General features: G+C 65.5%; 14 protein-coding genes. 6 read left to right on the forward strand and 8 right to left on the reverse strand.

Annotation, left to right across the window (positions count from 1 at the left end):
- The first annotated feature begins 8 nt into the window (after positions 1-8).
- The 3 genes from HDG33_RS25335 to HDG33_RS25345 all read left to right on the forward strand — a co-directional run bounded on the left by HDG33_RS25335 (position 9) and on the right by HDG33_RS25345 (position 1,887).
- Positions 9-329, forward strand: a complete 321-nt coding sequence (locus HDG33_RS25335; RefSeq protein ID WP_090809954.1) for a thioredoxin family protein — start codon at positions 9-11, stop codon at positions 327-329.
- 15 nt (positions 330-344) lie between these two features.
- Positions 345-770 carry a secondary thiamine-phosphate synthase enzyme YjbQ gene (locus tag HDG33_RS25340; RefSeq protein ID WP_184035165.1) on the forward strand — a complete coding sequence of 142 codons (426 nt, stop codon included), beginning with the start codon at positions 345-347 and terminating at the stop codon, positions 768-770.
- Positions 771-867: 97 nt separating this feature from the next.
- Positions 868-1,887: a class I fructose-bisphosphate aldolase gene (locus HDG33_RS25345; protein ID WP_184035168.1), complete on the forward strand. Its 1,020-nt coding sequence runs from the start codon at positions 868-870 to the stop codon at positions 1,885-1,887.
- Positions 1,888-2,008: 121 nt separating this feature from the next.
- Here the strand turns inward: HDG33_RS25345 and HDG33_RS25350 are convergent, their stop codons facing one another.
- Complete coding sequence (locus HDG33_RS25350; RefSeq protein WP_184035170.1) at positions 2,009-2,293, reverse strand: hypothetical protein; 285 nt, start codon at positions 2,291-2,293, stop codon at positions 2,009-2,011.
- 151 nt (positions 2,294-2,444) lie between these two features.
- Complete coding sequence (locus HDG33_RS25355; protein WP_311548382.1) at positions 2,445-4,589, reverse strand: response regulator; 2,145 nt, start codon at positions 4,587-4,589, stop codon at positions 2,445-2,447.
- Between the two features lie 266 nt (positions 4,590-4,855).
- On the opposite strand from HDG33_RS25355, the gene HDG33_RS25360 reads away from it, so the two are divergent.
- Both HDG33_RS25360 and HDG33_RS25365 read left to right on the forward strand, forming a co-directional pair.
- Complete coding sequence (locus HDG33_RS25360) at positions 4,856-6,466, forward strand: FAD-dependent oxidoreductase (protein ID WP_184035176.1); 1,611 nt, start codon at positions 4,856-4,858, stop codon at positions 6,464-6,466.
- A gap of 63 nt (positions 6,467-6,529) precedes the next feature.
- A complete protein-coding gene (locus tag HDG33_RS25365) occupies positions 6,530-6,703 on the forward strand; it encodes a hypothetical protein (RefSeq protein ID WP_184035179.1) in 174 nt (57 codons plus the stop codon).
- Here the strand turns inward: HDG33_RS25365 and HDG33_RS25370 are convergent.
- The 3 genes from HDG33_RS25370 to glgX all read right to left on the reverse strand — a co-directional run bounded on the left by HDG33_RS25370 (position 6,697) and on the right by glgX (position 9,605).
- Positions 6,697-6,861, reverse strand: a complete 165-nt coding sequence (locus HDG33_RS25370) for a hypothetical protein (RefSeq protein WP_184035548.1) — start codon at positions 6,859-6,861, stop codon at positions 6,697-6,699. The two genes, HDG33_RS25365 and HDG33_RS25370, sit on opposite strands and share 7 nt — an antisense overlap.
- Positions 6,862-7,063: 202 nt before the next feature.
- The gene (locus tag HDG33_RS25375) at positions 7,064-7,240 is read right to left on the reverse strand and encodes a DUF2934 domain-containing protein (RefSeq protein ID WP_184035182.1); all 177 of its coding nucleotides are present in this window, start codon (positions 7,238-7,240) and stop codon (positions 7,064-7,066) included.
- A 151-nt stretch (positions 7,241-7,391) separates the two neighbouring features.
- Positions 7,392-9,605, reverse strand: coding sequence for a glycogen debranching protein GlgX (gene glgX, locus HDG33_RS25380; protein WP_184035186.1), 2,214 nt, complete (start codon positions 9,603-9,605; stop codon positions 7,392-7,394).
- Positions 9,606-9,898: 293 nt separating this feature from the next.
- Here glgX and HDG33_RS25385 point away from each other — a divergent pair, with 293 nt between their 5' ends.
- A complete protein-coding gene (locus HDG33_RS25385) occupies positions 9,899-10,321 on the forward strand; it encodes a PRC-barrel domain-containing protein (protein ID WP_184035189.1) in 423 nt (140 codons plus the stop codon).
- Positions 10,322-10,392: 71 nt separating this feature from the next.
- Here HDG33_RS25385 and HDG33_RS25390 read toward each other — a convergent pair whose 3' ends face one another.
- The 3 genes from HDG33_RS25390 to HDG33_RS25400 are packed head-to-tail and all read right to left on the reverse strand — an operon-like array spanning position 10,393 to position 14,215.
- The gene (locus HDG33_RS25390) at positions 10,393-12,654 is read right to left on the reverse strand and encodes a xanthine dehydrogenase family protein molybdopterin-binding subunit (RefSeq protein ID WP_184035197.1); all 2,262 of its coding nucleotides are present in this window, start codon (positions 12,652-12,654) and stop codon (positions 10,393-10,395) included.
- The gene (locus HDG33_RS25395; RefSeq protein ID WP_184035200.1) at positions 12,651-13,658 is read right to left on the reverse strand and encodes a xanthine dehydrogenase family protein subunit M; all 1,008 of its coding nucleotides are present in this window, start codon (positions 13,656-13,658) and stop codon (positions 12,651-12,653) included. Before HDG33_RS25395 ends, HDG33_RS25390 begins: the two co-directional genes overlap by 4 nt.
- Positions 13,655-14,215 (reverse strand): (2Fe-2S)-binding protein, encoded by a 561-nt coding sequence (locus tag HDG33_RS25400; protein WP_184035203.1) that lies wholly within the window; start codon positions 14,213-14,215, stop codon positions 13,655-13,657. The genes HDG33_RS25395 and HDG33_RS25400 overlap by 4 nt, the downstream gene beginning before the upstream one ends.
- Positions 14,216-14,309: the final 94 nt, after the last annotated feature.

The raw sequence follows: 14,309 nt of genomic DNA on the forward strand, positions 1-14,309 counted from the left end.
GAGCACGCATGACCTCGCCGACAGCTTATTCCCCGAAAGGACCGACCCGCGCTGAGCTGGACTCGCTGCCCGGCGTCACCGTCGTCGAATTCGGCACCGACTGGTGCGGCTATTGCCAGGGCGCGCAGGCATCGATCCGGCAGGCGCTCGCGCCGCACGCGGGCCTGCGGCATCTGAAGATCGAGGACGGCCCCGGCCGCCCGCTCGGCCGCTCGTTCAAGGTCAAGCTGTGGCCGACGCTCGTGCTGATGCGCGACGGCGCCGAGGTCGCGCGCGTGGTGCGGCCACGCAGCGCCGAGGATATCGACGACGCGTTCGCGTCGCTCTGAGATTCGAGCTCCGTCATGCGCCAGGTCATCCATCATCTGAGTGTCCAGGCCCGCGGCCGCGGCCGCGGCCTCATCGAATTTACCGACGACGCGCGCCGCTTCGTCGACGAGACGGACATCCGTACCGGTCTGCTGACGCTGTTTTGCCGGCACACGTCGGCGTCGCTGCTGATTCAGGAGAATGCCGATCCGTCCGTGCGGCGAGATCTGCAGCGCTACTTCGAGACCCTCGCGCCCGAGGACGACACACGCTACGAGCACGACACCGAAGGTCCCGACGACATGCCCGCGCATCTGCGCACGGCGCTCACCCAGGTGCAGTTGTCCGTGCCCGTCGAGCATGGAAGGATGGTGCTCGGCACATGGCAGGGGCTGTATCTGTTCGAACATCGGCGTCACCCGCAGCCGCGCGATATCGTGTTGCATCTGCTCGGCGAATGAAGCCCGCTTTCGCACCCACTCGTCACGCAAAGGAAACTGTCACCGGCACTTCTCCGCACACCGCATCGAACGGAGCCTACCCAAGGGAGCACACCTCATGGACACCCGTAGCGAGCTGCAAGCCACCGTCAAGGCGATGGTTCAACCGGGCAAGGGTCTTCTCGCCGCCGACGAAAGCGGCCCGACCATCGCCAAACGCTTCAAGACGATCGGCCTCGAATCGACCGAGGAAAATCGTCGCGCGTATCGCAACCTGCTCCTGACGACGCCCGGCCTCGGCGAGTTCGTGAGCGGCGTGATCCTCTACGAAGAAACGCTCGGCCAGAAAGCCGACGACGGCACGCCGTTCCCGCAGGTGGCCGCGGCAAACGGCATCGTGCCCGGCATCAAGGTCGACCTCGGCAAGGTGCCGCTCGCGCTCGCTCCCGGCGACGAGATCACCGAAGGCCTCGACGGTCTCGCCAAACGGTTCGCCGATTACAAGCGGCAAGGCGCGCGCTTCGCGAAGTGGCGCGCGGTCTACAACATCACGGCGAGCCTGCCGAGCCGGCTCGCGATCGAGGCGAACGCCGATTCGCTCGCGCGCTACGCGGCGATCAGCCAGGAAGCCGGCATCGTGCCGATCGTCGAACCCGAGGTGCTGATGGACGGCGAGCACACGATCGAGCGTTGCGCAGAAGTCACCGAGGCCGTATTGCACGAGGTGTTTCATGCGCTGCATCGGCATCGCGTGGTGCTCGAACATATCGTGCTGAAGCCGAGCATGGTGCTGGCCGGCTCCGAGCATCAGCAGCAGTCGAGTACGGCGCATATCGCGGCGGCAACCGTGCGCGTGCTGATGCGTACGGTGCCCTCTTCGGTTCCCGGTCTCGTGTTCCTGTCGGGCGGACAGTCGCCCGAGGAGGCTACCGCCAATCTCAGTGCGATGAACCGGCTCGGCGCGCTGCCGTGGAATCTGAGCTTTTCGTACGGGCGCGCGTTGCAGGAGCCGCCGTTGAATGCGTGGCGCGGACAGCCGGCCAACGTGAAGGAAGCGCAGCAGGCGTTGCTCAAGCGCGCGCGTCTGAACGGCGCGGCCGCGCTCGGCAAGTACGACGCGGCGATGGAAAAGGATTGACCGCTGGCGAGCGATTGCGAATCGCCAGTAATCACGTTTATGTACAAAACGGCGGGAGCCGACACGCCGGGTCACACCCGACGCGCGACTCCAGCCGCCCTTCTGCCTTGATACGCTGCGCTTACTGCCCCTTCGTATCGCTGCTCGCGTCGGCGCCCGGCGTATTCGTCGAGTCGGTCATCGGCTTCTTCGACTTCGAATGCTTCTTCATGTGATGGTGAGTCGAAGGCGTGGCCGTCCCGGTCGCGCCCGCATCGCCGCCCTCGCGTGTCGAGGTCGCGGCGTTGGTGTTCGGGTCGTTGCCGGCCGGCCCCCCGCCGCCTGCGCCACCGCCGGCCCCTTGCGCCATTGCGAGCGACGAAGCCGCGAGCAAGATGGAAACGAGCACTGCGTGTCTGATCTTCATGGCGATTCTCCTCGGTGTCGAGAGTGTCGAAAGGAAGTGGGCGCGCGGTGACCGCACGCGCAAACCTCGCGCTCTTTTCAGCAAGGGCTGTGCCGCAGCACAGCACGCCAGGAAAAGCCCATGGACGCGATAGACGAACGGTGCCGCGGCTTCAGGTGCCGCAAGCCAGCAGCGCATGCAGTTCGTCGATATTGAACGGCTTCGCGAGTATCGCAATGCCGAGCCGACGCGCGCGGTCGAGCTCGTCGGCGTAACCGGTCATGAGCGCGATCTTCTGCGACGGCCACGCGCTGCGGATCTTCTCCGCCAGGTCGATACCGTTGAGCTTGCCCGGCATCTGGATGTCCGACAGCACGAGTTCGAAGCGCTCGCCGGCGTTCAGCACGTCGAACGCCTGGTCGGCGGTCGGCTCGTGATGCACCTCGCAGCCGAAGGTTTCGAGCACCGCGGTCACGCCGGCAGCGACGTCCTCGTTGTCCTCGACGAGCAGCACGGCCCCGGCCGCGGTCGGCAGCGGCTGGCGCGCATCGGCGCCGGCCAGCGCGGCGCCCTCACGATAGCGCGGCAAAAACATCCGCACCGTCGTGCCACTGCCCAGCACGCTGTCGATCTTCGCGGTGCCACCGGCCTGCTCGGACATCGACAGTACCTGGGCGAGCCCGAGGCCGGTGCCCGAGCCGCGTAGCTTGGTCGTGAACAGCGGCTCGAACGCGCGTCGCGCGACCGATTCGGGCATCCCTTCGCCGTCGTCGGAACAGGCGATCAGCACGTACTCGCCGTCCGCCAGCAGCGTATCGCTGCTGACCAGCCGATTGTTCTGGCAGCGGATCACGAAGCGTCCGCCGCGCGGCATCGCATCGCGCGCGTTCATCGCGATGTTCACGATCGCGAACTCGAGATCGGTCGGATCGACGAGCACCTGCCACAGGTTCTCCGGCATGCGCAACGCCAGTTCGACCGTGTCGCCGAGCGCCGCGTTGATCAGCGGCACGGCCGCCGGCAGCCAGCGCGCAAGCTCGACGGGCTCCTGCTTCAGCGGCTGCTTGCGCGCGACGCTCAAGAGACGCCGCGTCAGCGCTTCGGCCGTAGCGGTGGCACGCTCGACCGCATGCACTTCCTTCTCGAGATCGTTGTAATGCTTGAGGCGCGCGAGCTCGGTGTTCGCCGACACCACCATCAGCAGGTTGTTGAAATCGTGCGCGACATTCGCGACCAGATTGCCGAGCGCGCCCATGCGCTGCAGTTGCCGGCTCGACGCCTCGGCCGACAGACGCATCGCGACCTCGCCCTGCCACCGCTCCCACGCGCGCCGCTCCGCCTCGAGCTGACGCAGCGAATACAGTACGAGCCCCCAGATCGCGATGCAGGGCACCGCCGTCAGCGCCGCGATCAACATAAAGTGCGTGCGCCACGCCGCCATGATCGACGACGTCGCGTACGCGCTCATCACATACAACGGATAGTCGCCGACACGGCGAAACGCGAGCAGCCGCTCGACACCGTCGACGGTCGAATTCAGACGCACGTGCCCGAACAGCTCTTTGTCGCGCAACGCGGACATGAACGCGCTGTGCATCGACGGCCGCGCGCCGGCCGGCCACGGCGGATAGCGCACCAGCAGATTGCCGTCCTGCCGGTACAGCGCGAGCGCGAGCGACGGATCGCCGTTGGTCAGCTCGCGATAGAAGCGCGAAAAATATTCGTTGCGCAGCGCCACCGTGACCGCGCCGAGAAACTGACCGTCCGTACCCGTGCGGGCGATCGCGGTCGTGAACACGTCGATCTTCGACAGCGCGCCGAACATCGGCAGCGAGAAATACGGCTGCGGACGCATCGCCTTCGCGGCGAGAAAGTCGTCGCGCAAGCCGATCGTCATCGCCGGCGCCGGATACGCGAGGCTCGACGCAAGTAACTGGCCGTTCACGCCGAGCAGCGAGATCGACGCCACCTGCGGAAAGTCGCCGCCGATGCTCTGCAGACGCTCGTGCAATTCGCGCTCGCGCGCGCGGATCTGCGCGTCGTCGGAATTGCCGAGCAGCTCGATCACGCGCGAGGCCATCTGCCGGTTCAAATCCAGCACCTTGACGGCCTGCTCCTGCGCCACGCGCGCGATGCGGTCGATCATATCGTTCGCATCGGAGATGCGGCGCTGGTAGTCGAAGTAGCCATAGCCCACGAGGCAGGCCAATGGAAACACGATCGACACGGCCAGCAAGATCAGCAGCATGCGCCGCGTCGCCGCGAAGTTGCGTGACGGCATCGGCACATCGACTGCGACACGTTCTGCACGCTGCACGGTCACCTGCTCCATCAAAGTTGCATACGGTCAGGGAAGGCATTGCCTGTGAATTCGCACGCCGCTGTTCGCGCGCTAATTCCCCTGTCTCGAAATTTACCGCAACTCGGCCTATCTTCCCAAGCAGCTTCACGGCATCACTCCGCCGACGCGTCCGGGCACGACGATTGCTGCCTTATCGCTGCTTGAAGGCAAGCGTACTTCCGTCACCGCTCGCGACGCGTTTGCGTGCGCTGCGCGAGCTCTTTCTTGCGCGAGGCCTCACCATGTCCACGACTGCCCGCCGCGTCGCGCGGCTCCCGGAATTGCCAGCGGACCGCGCGGTGCGCGTGATCGTGGACGGCACGCCGATTCTGCTGGTGCGCGATGGCGACACCGTGCGGGCTTACTCGCCTGATTGCCCGCATGCCGGGGGCCCGCTCGAAGAGGGCGCACTGTGCCACGGCCGCATCATCTGCCCATGGCACAAGGGTACGTTCGACGTCGCGACCGGCAACGTGCTCGAGCCGCCCGCGCTGCTGCCGCTCGATCGCTACCCGGTCACGCTCGATGGCGACGACGTGCTCGTGTCGGCGGAAAAAATCGCAGCGCCGGCACCGGCGGCGCACACATCCCCGCCCGATGCCACCGCGCAAGACAAGCACTACGTGGTAATCGGCGCGGGCGCGGCCGGCGCCGCTGCCTGTGCCGCGTTACGCGAGTTCGGCTTCGAGGGCCGCATCACGCTGATCGGCGACGAAGCGCACGCGCCCTATGACCGCACCTCGCTGAGCAAATTCGTCCCCTCGTTTGAAATGACGCCCGCCGACGTGCCGCCGCTGCTGCCGCCCGACTGGCTGCACACGCACGGCATCGAGCGCATCGTCGCGAAGGTCGCGCGGCTCGACGTGCCTGCGCACACGATCCATTTCGAAGCCGGCGCGGGTGGTAGCGAGCAGAGCATCGAGCCGCTGAAATACGACACCGCGCTGCTCGCGACCGGCAGCGTGCCGAAAGTGCCCGACATGCCCGGCTGCGAACTCGGCGGCGTGCATGTGCTTCGACACCTCGACGATGCTGCCGCGTTGATCGACGCGCTCGGCGACGATGCATCGCAAACCCGCGTCGCGATTCTCGGCAGCAGCTTCATCGGCCTCGAAGTCGCGTCCGCGTTGCGCAAGCACGGCGTGCCCGTCACCGTGATTTCGCGCGACAAGGTGCCGTTCGCGAAGCAGTTTGGCGAGCGCGCGGGCCAGATGCTTCGCGCGCTGCACGAAAGCAATGGCGTGAAGTTTCATCTCGACGCCAAGGTCGCCTCGCTCGAGGGCGAGGAAGGCAATGTGCATACGGTGATGCTCGCCGGCGGCGAGGCCATCGCGGCCGATGTCGTGCTGCTGGGCACGGGGGTTGCGCCGGCTACGGGGTTTGTCGAAGGACTGCCATTGCAGAAGGACGGCGGCGTGGTCGTCAATGCCGGCATGAACGCCGCGTGCGGTCTGTATGCGGCCGGCGATATCGCCGTGTTCACGCTGCATGAGAACCAGGAGCCGGTACGTATCGAGCATTGGCGCGTCGCGCAGCAGCATGCGCGCATCGCCGCGCAGAACATGTGCGGTTTGCGCAATCGCTATGCCGACGTGCCGTTCTTCTGGACCTATCACTACGGCAAGAACTTCGAATACCTCGGCCACGCGAGCGAGTGGGATGAGATCGTCGTCGATGGCGACTTCGATCGTCACCAGTTCATCGCGCTGTACGTGCGCGACGGCCACGTCGACGCGGTGTTCGCCTGCGAGCGCGAAGCGCTGACCGCGCGGCTTTCCGACGCGATGCGCGGCGGGCTGTCGCGGGCCGACGCGCTCGCGATCATCGGCGCGCCGGAAGCGGCGGCGTCGTAACGATGCGCACGTGGACCCGCGCGATCCAATGTCTTGACGTTCAACCTGGAGCAAGGAGCCACCATGACGACAAACAAGGAAAAGCATCCGCACTCGGAAAAGAGCGAGCAGCAGATCGACAAGCAGGTCGAAGACAGCTTCCCGGCTAGCGACCCGCCTTCGACGGGCGGCACCACGAAGATCGAGCCGGAGCAGGACAAGTCGAAGGGCGGGCACGACAAGCCCGCCGGTCAATAGGCGGATAACAAGCCGCGATGCCGGGACGCATCAGCAACGATTGCTCGGTAAAACCTCCTATCGGCCATCCTCGAACTGCGCCCATACAGCAGCGGCTCGACCACCTGCCCCACCGCCAGCTCCGCGACCACGAACAGCACCAGCGACCAGATCGCCATCGCCCAGCCGGGACTGACGTGACGAGGCCCTCGATACCGAATGCGGTGGAGGCCGCCTGAATGCGCGAGGTGGCACTCGTGCCGCGCGGCTCGGGTGTGTCGTTCATGTTGCGGAGCGAAGATCGGGCATGGAAAAACGGTCCCTGAGCCGCACGCGGTTCGCCGGCTCGGAGTCTGATTACTCAATACCGTTGAGCAATGCCTATTTCATCGAATCGCCCGACACCGGCCCGCTCTCGACCGGTGGTGCCTCCTTTTCGATCTCACTGCGGGCCTGCTCCCAGTATTGCTCGGGCGTGCCCTTCGGCTCGGCCGCCTGCTCCCACAGATAGTAGGCGCGCGTGCGGATCTGCTCCTCGACGCTCGGTTCCTGTTCCATTTGTTCACTCCAGCTTGGCCGTTTGCGTGCGCGCGCCTGCCGTGGCGAAGATCGCAGACGCGTGCGTATCGTCAACGACAGAAGGAGCAAACCTTGTACCTGTGCTGCGGCCCGCTTTTGCAACGGGGCTGGCGTCGCTCGCCAGCCGGGACTAGCCTGGCGCGGAGTCGCCTTCGTCGGAAGTCAACTGCTCTTCGAGGCGGTCGAACACGCGCTGCGTCGCGCGACTCGGCGCTTCGAGCGCGAACAGCAGCAGCGAGCGGCCGGTCACCTGGTAGGCATCGCCCGCGCTGAATTGCGGCAGCTCGGCACGCACCGGCATGTTGGTGTCGACAAGGCAGGTCCAAAAATCGCCCTCGGGAATGTCGGGCAGCGTGAAGTTGACGACGTCGTGATACGCGTTCAGCACCAGCAGCAAGGTCGCGTCGGACGCGAGACGGCGAATGCCGCTCGCCTGCGCACGGCCGTCGATCACGAGGCCGAAGCAGCGCATCGCCGGATCGGCCCACTGCTCGCCCGTGATGTCGGTGCCGTCCGGCGATAGCCAGCGCGTGTCGGTCACGTCGAGCGTCTCGTTGTATTCGCCAGTCAGAAAACGGCCGCGCCTCAGCACCGGCAAGCGGTGGCGCAACGTGGTCAGATTGCGCACGAACTCGGTCAGCGCGCGGCCGTCGTCGTCGATCGCATCCCAATCTACCCAGCTGATCTCGTTGTCCTGGCAATACGCGTTGTTGTTGCCCTGCTGTGTGCGGCCGAATTCGTCGCCGGCGAGGATCATCGGCGTGCCCTGCGACAGCAGCAGCGTCGCGAGCAGATTGCGCTTCTGGCGCTCGCGTTGCTGGCGGATGTCGGCGTCGTCGGTCGGTCCTTCGACGCCCATGTTCCACGACTTGTTGTCCGAATGGCCGTCGCGGTTGTCCTCGCCGTTTGCCTCGTTGTGCTTGTCGTTGTACGAGACCAGATCGTTCAGCGTGAAGCCGTCGTGCGCGGCGATGAAGTTCACGCTCGCCCACGGCCGCCGGCCGCGATGATTGAACTTGTCGCCCGACGCGGTGACGCGCGTCGCGAGATCGGCGGCGGTGCCCTCGTCACCCTTCCAGTACGCCCGCGCGGTGTCGCGGAAGCGATCGTTCCATTCGGCCCAGCCCGGCGGAAAACCGCCCACCTGATAGCCGCCGGGGCCGCAATCCCACGGCTCGGCGATCAGCCGGATGCTGGAGAGGACCGGGTCCTGGCGGCAGCTGTCGAGAAAGCCGCCGCCCTCGTCGAAGCCGTGATCTTCGCGGCCGAGGATCGTCGCGAGATCGAAGCGGAAGCCGTCCACTTTCATTTCGGTGACCCAGTAGCGCAGGCTGTCGGTCACCATCTGCAGCACACGCGGATGCGACAGGTTCAGCGTATTGCCGGTGCCGGTGTCGTTGATGTAGTAGCGCGGCTCGTCGGGCATCAGCCGGTAGTACGACGCGTTGTCGATGCCCTTGAACGAGACCGTCGGGCCGCGCTCGTTGCCTTCGGCCGTGTGGTTGTACACGACGTCGAGTATCACTTCGAGATCGGCCTGGTGAAACCGGTCGACCATCTCCTTGAATTCGCCGACCGACTCGGTCGATGACGCGAAAAAGCGCGGATCGGCCGCGAAGAAGCCGATCGTGTTGTAACCCCAGTAGTTCGTGAGACCCTTGTCGAGCAGATGGCTGTCGTTGACGAAAGTCTGGATCGGCATCAGCTCGACCGAGGTCACGCCAAGGCTGCGGATATGGTCGAGCACCGGCTGCTGCGCCAGACCCGCGAACGTGCCGCGCAGACGCTCGGGCACCCGCGGATGACGTTTCGTGTAGCCGCGCACGTGCGTCTCGTAGAGAATCACGCGCTCCCACGGCAGCGCGTTGCGCTCCGGATGGCTCCACGAAAAATTCGCGTCGACCACCTTGCACTTCGGCACGAAAGGCGCGCTATCGCGTTCATCGAATGACAGGTCGAGCTCTTCCGAGCCGAGCGTATAGCCGAAAATTTCCGGCGCCCATTTCAGCTCGCCGATGTGCGCCTTCGCATATGGATCGAGCAGCAGCTTGTTCGGATTGAAGCGATGCCCGTTTTCGGGCTCGTAGGGACCATGCACGCGATATCCATAGACGGCACCCGGTTTCAGATTCGGTACGAACACATGCCATACCTCGTCGGTGTATTCGGGCAGCTCGATCCGTTCGAGTTCGTGTTGGCCAGTTTCATCGAACAGACACAGTTCGACTCTGGTTGCGTGCGCGGAGAACAACGCGAAGTTGACGCCACTGCCATTCCATGTCGCGCCGAGCGGAAAAGGCGTGCCTTCGGCAATGCGCGTCGAGTAGCTGGCTGGGGATGACATAGGTGTTCTCAGTGGCTGCAAGGAGGTTGGTATCTCAGGGTCATGCATGTGTTTTTTTCAACTGCCTTTCCACGCGTTCTTTGCTGCTCATGGTTCCAGTGTAGGCATTCGAGGCCCGCGCGCCGGACATTGCACCGCGCGCAAGCAGCGCGCCGGTGCGTGCAGCAACTTATGGGCCTGATCCGCCCCGCTTTCCCTCAGCTAAAGTCGCGGCATGAGATTTGCAGCATACCGGCAAGGCGCACGCATTGCGCGCCGTCGAAACGCCACGACACCAAACCGGGAGAACACAGATGATGCGCAACACGCAGATCACACCGCTGGCCGCTTCCGCATCGCTTCTCGCCGCCATTACGCTGATTTCCGCGTTGGGCACGTGCGGCAGCGCGTTCGCGCAAGGCGCGCCGCAGGCGATCACCGAAAAACGCACGGACGTCGTGCAGCTCGCGAGCGGCTATCGCGCGTCGAAGCTGTCGGGCGCGGACGTGTACAACCGCAACAAGGACAACATCGGCACGCTCGATGATCTGATCGTGTCGCCGGACACCGAGCGCACCACGTATGCGATCCTGTCTGTCGGCGGCTTTCTCGGCATGGGCAAGCATCTGGTCGCCGTGCCGTTCAACGATCTGCAGATCGACAACCGGCGCGTCGTGCTGCCCGAGGCGACGAAGAAATCGCTCGAGGCGTTGCCGGAGTTCAAGTACGCGAATTGAGCGCGGCGTTGCCGCGTCGAATCGATCGACGCGGCAACGGGCCATCCATGCACATGCGTTCAGGTGCGTAGTCAGCCGAGCAGCTTGTCGGGCGTAATGGGCAAATCGCGGATGCGTTTGCCGGTCGCATGCCAGATCGCGTTGCACACTGCCGCGGCCACGCCCACCACGCCGATTTCGCCGACACCTTTGACGCCGAGCGGATTGACGATGTCATCGCGCTCGTCGACGAACAGCACGTCGATCTCGTGAATGTCGGCATTCACCGGCATGTGATATTCGGCGAGGTTGTGATTCATCTGGCGTCCTAGCGCGTGATCGAACTGGCCGTGCTCGTGCAGCGCCATGCTGATGCCCCACACGACGCCGCCCGCGACCTGATTGCCCGCCGTCTTCAAATTGACGATGCGTCCCGCCGCGACCGCGCTGACCACGCGCGTCACCCGCACAATGCCGAGCGCTTCGTCGACGCGCACTTCGGCGAACACCGCCGAATGCGTGCCCATCGAATACGCCTGCTGCTTTTCGTGCGGCTTCACGCTGGCCTGCTCTTCGAGTTCGTCCAGCCCGGCGCGCTGCAACAGCGTCGCGATCGCGATCGAGTCGTCCTCGTGTGGGCCGCACACGAGCCGGTTGCGCTCGCGCCGTACGTGTTCGCGAGTCGCCGACGCGAACCGTGGCCCACCATGTTCGCGCGCCAGTTCAACCAGACGGTTGTGCAGGCGCGTACACGCGGCATCGACTGCGCTGCCCACCGACGACACCGTCCACGATCCGCCCTCGATCGGCGCCTTCGGCAGCCGGGTATCGCCGAGTTCGAAGCTGACGTCGCCAAGCGGCACGCCGAGCGCATCGGCGGCGATCTGCGTCATCGCGGTGTAGGTTCCGGTGCCGATATCGGCGGTCGAGCTCGACACGCTGACGCGGCCATCGGGCGTCAACACCGCGCGTGCGGCCGCTTCGTTCTGCATCGCGTCCCACGCTCCGGTCGCCATGCCCCAGCCGATCAACTCGTTGCCGTCGCGGCGTGCACGCGCCTCGAGCGGCCGCCCCGCCCAGCCGAAGCGGGCCGCGCCATCGCGATAGCAGTCGCGCAGCGCTTTGCTCGAAAACGGCAGATTCCTGTTCGCGTCGCGCTCCGCATAGTTGACAAGCCTCAATTCGAGCGGGTCCATCCGCAATGCCTCGGCCAGTTCGTCCATCGCGACTGCGAGCGCAAAGAGCCCTTGTGTCGCGCCGGGCGCGCGCATGTCGGCCGGTGTCGGCACGTCGAGCTTCGCGACCCTGTAGCCCATCGACACGTTGTCGCATCGATACAGTTGCCCCGCCCAGTTGACCACCACGTCGCAGTAGTCCTCGTAGCGCGAGGTTTCCGACACCGCCTCGTGGATCACCGCCTGCAGGCGGCCATCCGCCGACGCGCCGAGCGCGACGCGCTGCACCGTTTGCGGACGATGCGCGAAGGTGAACATCTGCTGCCGGGTCAGCGTGACGCGCACGGGTTTCTTCAGTTCGCGCGCGGCCATTACCGCGAGCGCCAGATGATATTGCGGCCTCAACCCAGAGCCGAACGCGCCGCCGACGAACGGCGACACCACCTGCACTTCGTCGTCTTTCAAACCGAACACACGCGTCAGATAGCCCTTCGTATTGACGACGCCCTGAGTCTTTTCGTAGACGGTCAAGCGTCCTTGCGCATCGGGCACCACGGTGCATCCGTGCATTTCCATCGGATTGTGATACTCCGGTGGTGTCGTGTAGAACGCGTCCACGCGCGCCTTTGCATCGGCCAAGGCCTTGCGTGGGTCGCCACGCTCGGGCGGAGGCGGATCGAAGCCGCCCTTCTCGGCCGACGGCGGCACGGCGCTCATCAACGCTGCTTCGATATCGGTCTGGTGCGAGCCGGCCTCGCAACGCACCTGCACCAGCGACGCCGCGTAGCGCGCCAGTTCCAGCGATTGCGCGACCACCAGCGCGACCGGCTGCCCGCTGTACCACACGCGCTCGTCCCACAGCGGCCTCAACGGCGTGCCGTCGGGCGCGACCATGTCCTTGAACGCGTCGACGTCCGACGGCAGCGCCGGGCGCTTGCGATGCGTGAGCACGAGCAGCACGCCGGACAGCGCCTCAGCGGCCGAGGTATCGATCGACACGATCTTGCCTGTCGCGATCGTGCCCGACACGACGACGCCATACACGAGCCCTTCGACGCAGAACTCGGCGGCATATTGCGCGGCGCCGGTCACTTTGACGGGCCCGTCCACACGCGAATGCGGCACGCCGGTGGCAGGCTTCGGGCTGCCTGTCGACGGCAAGGGTTCGGCACGGTTCATCGCGCGGCCTCCTCGAACGAACGTTGTATGGCCTCGCCGAAGGCGCGCACGATCACGCGCGCCGCGAGTTCGATCTTGAACGCGTTGTCGCGCTGAGGGCGCGCACCGCGCAGCAACGTCGCCGCAAAGTCGCGCAACGTTCGCGCGTTCAGCGTTGCGCCGCGCAGTGCGGCTTCGGCGGCGGGATCGCGCCACGGCATGTGCGCGACCCCGCCGAGCGCGCAACGCGCGTCGACGATGCGCGACTCGTCATCGAGTTCGACACCGACCGCGGCCGACACCAGCGCGAACGCATACGATGCGCGGTCGCGCACCTTCACGTACGCGTGATGCGCGGCAAACCCTTGCGGCGGCAGTTCGATCGCGGTCACGAGTTCGTCGTCGCGCAGGTTGGTGTCGATCTGCGGCGTATCGCCGGGCAGCCGGTGAAAATCCGCGAACGGCAGCGTGCGTGCGCCGTCGTTGCCGATCAGATGCACGGTGGCGCCGAGCGCCGCCAACGCGACGCACATATCGGACGGATGCACGGCGATGCAGTGCTCGCTCGCACCGAGGATCGCGTGAATGCGGTTCACGCCGTGCAGCGCCGGACAGCCGCTGCCGGGTTCGCGCTTGTTGCACGGCGTGCCAATGTCGTAGAAGTAGTAGCAGCGCGTACGTTGCAGCAGATTGCCGCCGACCGTCGCGACGTTGCGAATCTGCGGCGACGCGCCCGCCAGGATCGCCTTCGCGAGCAGCGGGTAGCGTGTCGCGACGGTATCGTCATACGCGAGCGCGCTATTGGTTACGAGCGCGCCGATCTTCAGGCCGCCTTGCGCCGACGCTTCGATCTGCCTGAGCGGCAAACGGTTGATGTCGACGAGCAAAGCCGGCCGCGCCACGTCTTCGCGCAGCAGGTCGACCAGATTCGTGCCGCCCGCGATGAACGCGACGCCCCTGTCCGAACGATGCCGTTCGAGCGCATCCTGCACCGCATCGGCGCGCGTGTACGAGAAGCGGTTCATGGCCGCGCTCCAGATTTATTCGCGACCGCACTGTCTTGCCTTGCGTCATCGTCACCGAAATGCGCAGCGTCGAGAATCGCCGCGACGATGTTCGGATACGCGCCGCAGCGGCACAGATTGCCGCTCATCTGCTCGCGCACATCGTCCGCGCAGCGCGCATGTCCTTCTTCGAGCATCGCGTGCGCCGAGCAGATTTGTCCGGGCGTACAGTAGCCGCACTGGAACGCGTCGTGATCGATGAACGCCTGCTGCAGCGGATGCAACGTGTCGCCGTTCGCGAGACCTTCGATCGTCGTGATCGCTGCGCCGTCGTACACGACCGCGAGCGCGAGGCAGGTATTGATCCGCTGGCCATTGACGATCGCCGTACAAGCGCCGCATTGACCGTGATCGCAGCCCTTCTTGGTGCCGCTCAGGTGCGCATGCTCGCGCAGCAGATCGAGCAGCGAGGTCCACGCTTCGACGTCGAAGCGCCGCGTCTCGCCGTTGATCTCGAACGTCAATGCATGCGACGCGGGCGCGTCGGCCCGGGCGGTTTCAGCATCGGGGGTAGTCATCGGATTTCCTCCTCACGTCATCGGACTTTCAGCAACGAGTGGGCCTGCGTGCAATAGCGAGAGGAAACTGCTGCGCGCCGGACAGATGGCAGAT

Origin of the sequence: Paraburkholderia sp. Cpub6, assembly GCF_014201065.1 — a bacterium.
In the GTDB taxonomy this organism is placed as follows: Bacteria; Pseudomonadota; Gammaproteobacteria; order Burkholderiales; family Burkholderiaceae; genus Paraburkholderia; species Paraburkholderia tuberum.

Bases quoted from the DNA above. Each gene is read 5' to 3' on its own strand.
- HDG33_RS25335 (WP_090809954.1), top strand. From the start codon at position 9: ATGACCTCGCCGACAGCTTATTCCCCGAAAGGACCGACCCGCGCTGAG.
- HDG33_RS25340 (WP_184035165.1), top strand. From the start codon at position 345: ATGCGCCAGGTCATCCATCATCTGAGTGTCCAGGCCCGCGGCCGCGGC.
- HDG33_RS25345 (WP_184035168.1), top strand. From the start codon at position 868: ATGGACACCCGTAGCGAGCTGCAAGCCACCGTCAAGGCGATGGTTCAA.
- HDG33_RS25350 (WP_184035170.1), bottom strand. From the start codon at position 2,293: ATGAAGATCAGACACGCAGTGCTCGTTTCCATCTTGCTCGCGGCTTCG.
- HDG33_RS25360 (WP_184035176.1), top strand. From the start codon at position 4,856: ATGTCCACGACTGCCCGCCGCGTCGCGCGGCTCCCGGAATTGCCAGCG.
- HDG33_RS25365 (WP_184035179.1), top strand. From the start codon at position 6,530: ATGACGACAAACAAGGAAAAGCATCCGCACTCGGAAAAGAGCGAGCAG.
- HDG33_RS25370 (WP_184035548.1), bottom strand. From the start codon at position 6,861: ATGGCGATCTGGTCGCTGGTGCTGTTCGTGGTCGCGGAGCTGGCGGTG.
- HDG33_RS25375 (WP_184035182.1), bottom strand. From the start codon at position 7,240: ATGGAACAGGAACCGAGCGTCGAGGAGCAGATCCGCACGCGCGCCTAC.
- glgX (WP_184035186.1), bottom strand. From the start codon at position 9,605: ATGTCATCCCCAGCCAGCTACTCGACGCGCATTGCCGAAGGCACGCCT.
- HDG33_RS25385 (WP_184035189.1), top strand. From the start codon at position 9,899: ATGATGCGCAACACGCAGATCACACCGCTGGCCGCTTCCGCATCGCTT.
- HDG33_RS25390 (WP_184035197.1), bottom strand. From the start codon at position 12,654: ATGAACCGTGCCGAACCCTTGCCGTCGACAGGCAGCCCGAAGCCTGCC.
- HDG33_RS25395 (WP_184035200.1), bottom strand. From the start codon at position 13,658: ATGAACCGCTTCTCGTACACGCGCGCCGATGCGGTGCAGGATGCGCTC.
- HDG33_RS25400 (WP_184035203.1), bottom strand. From the start codon at position 14,215: ATGACTACCCCCGATGCTGAAACCGCCCGGGCCGACGCGCCCGCGTCG.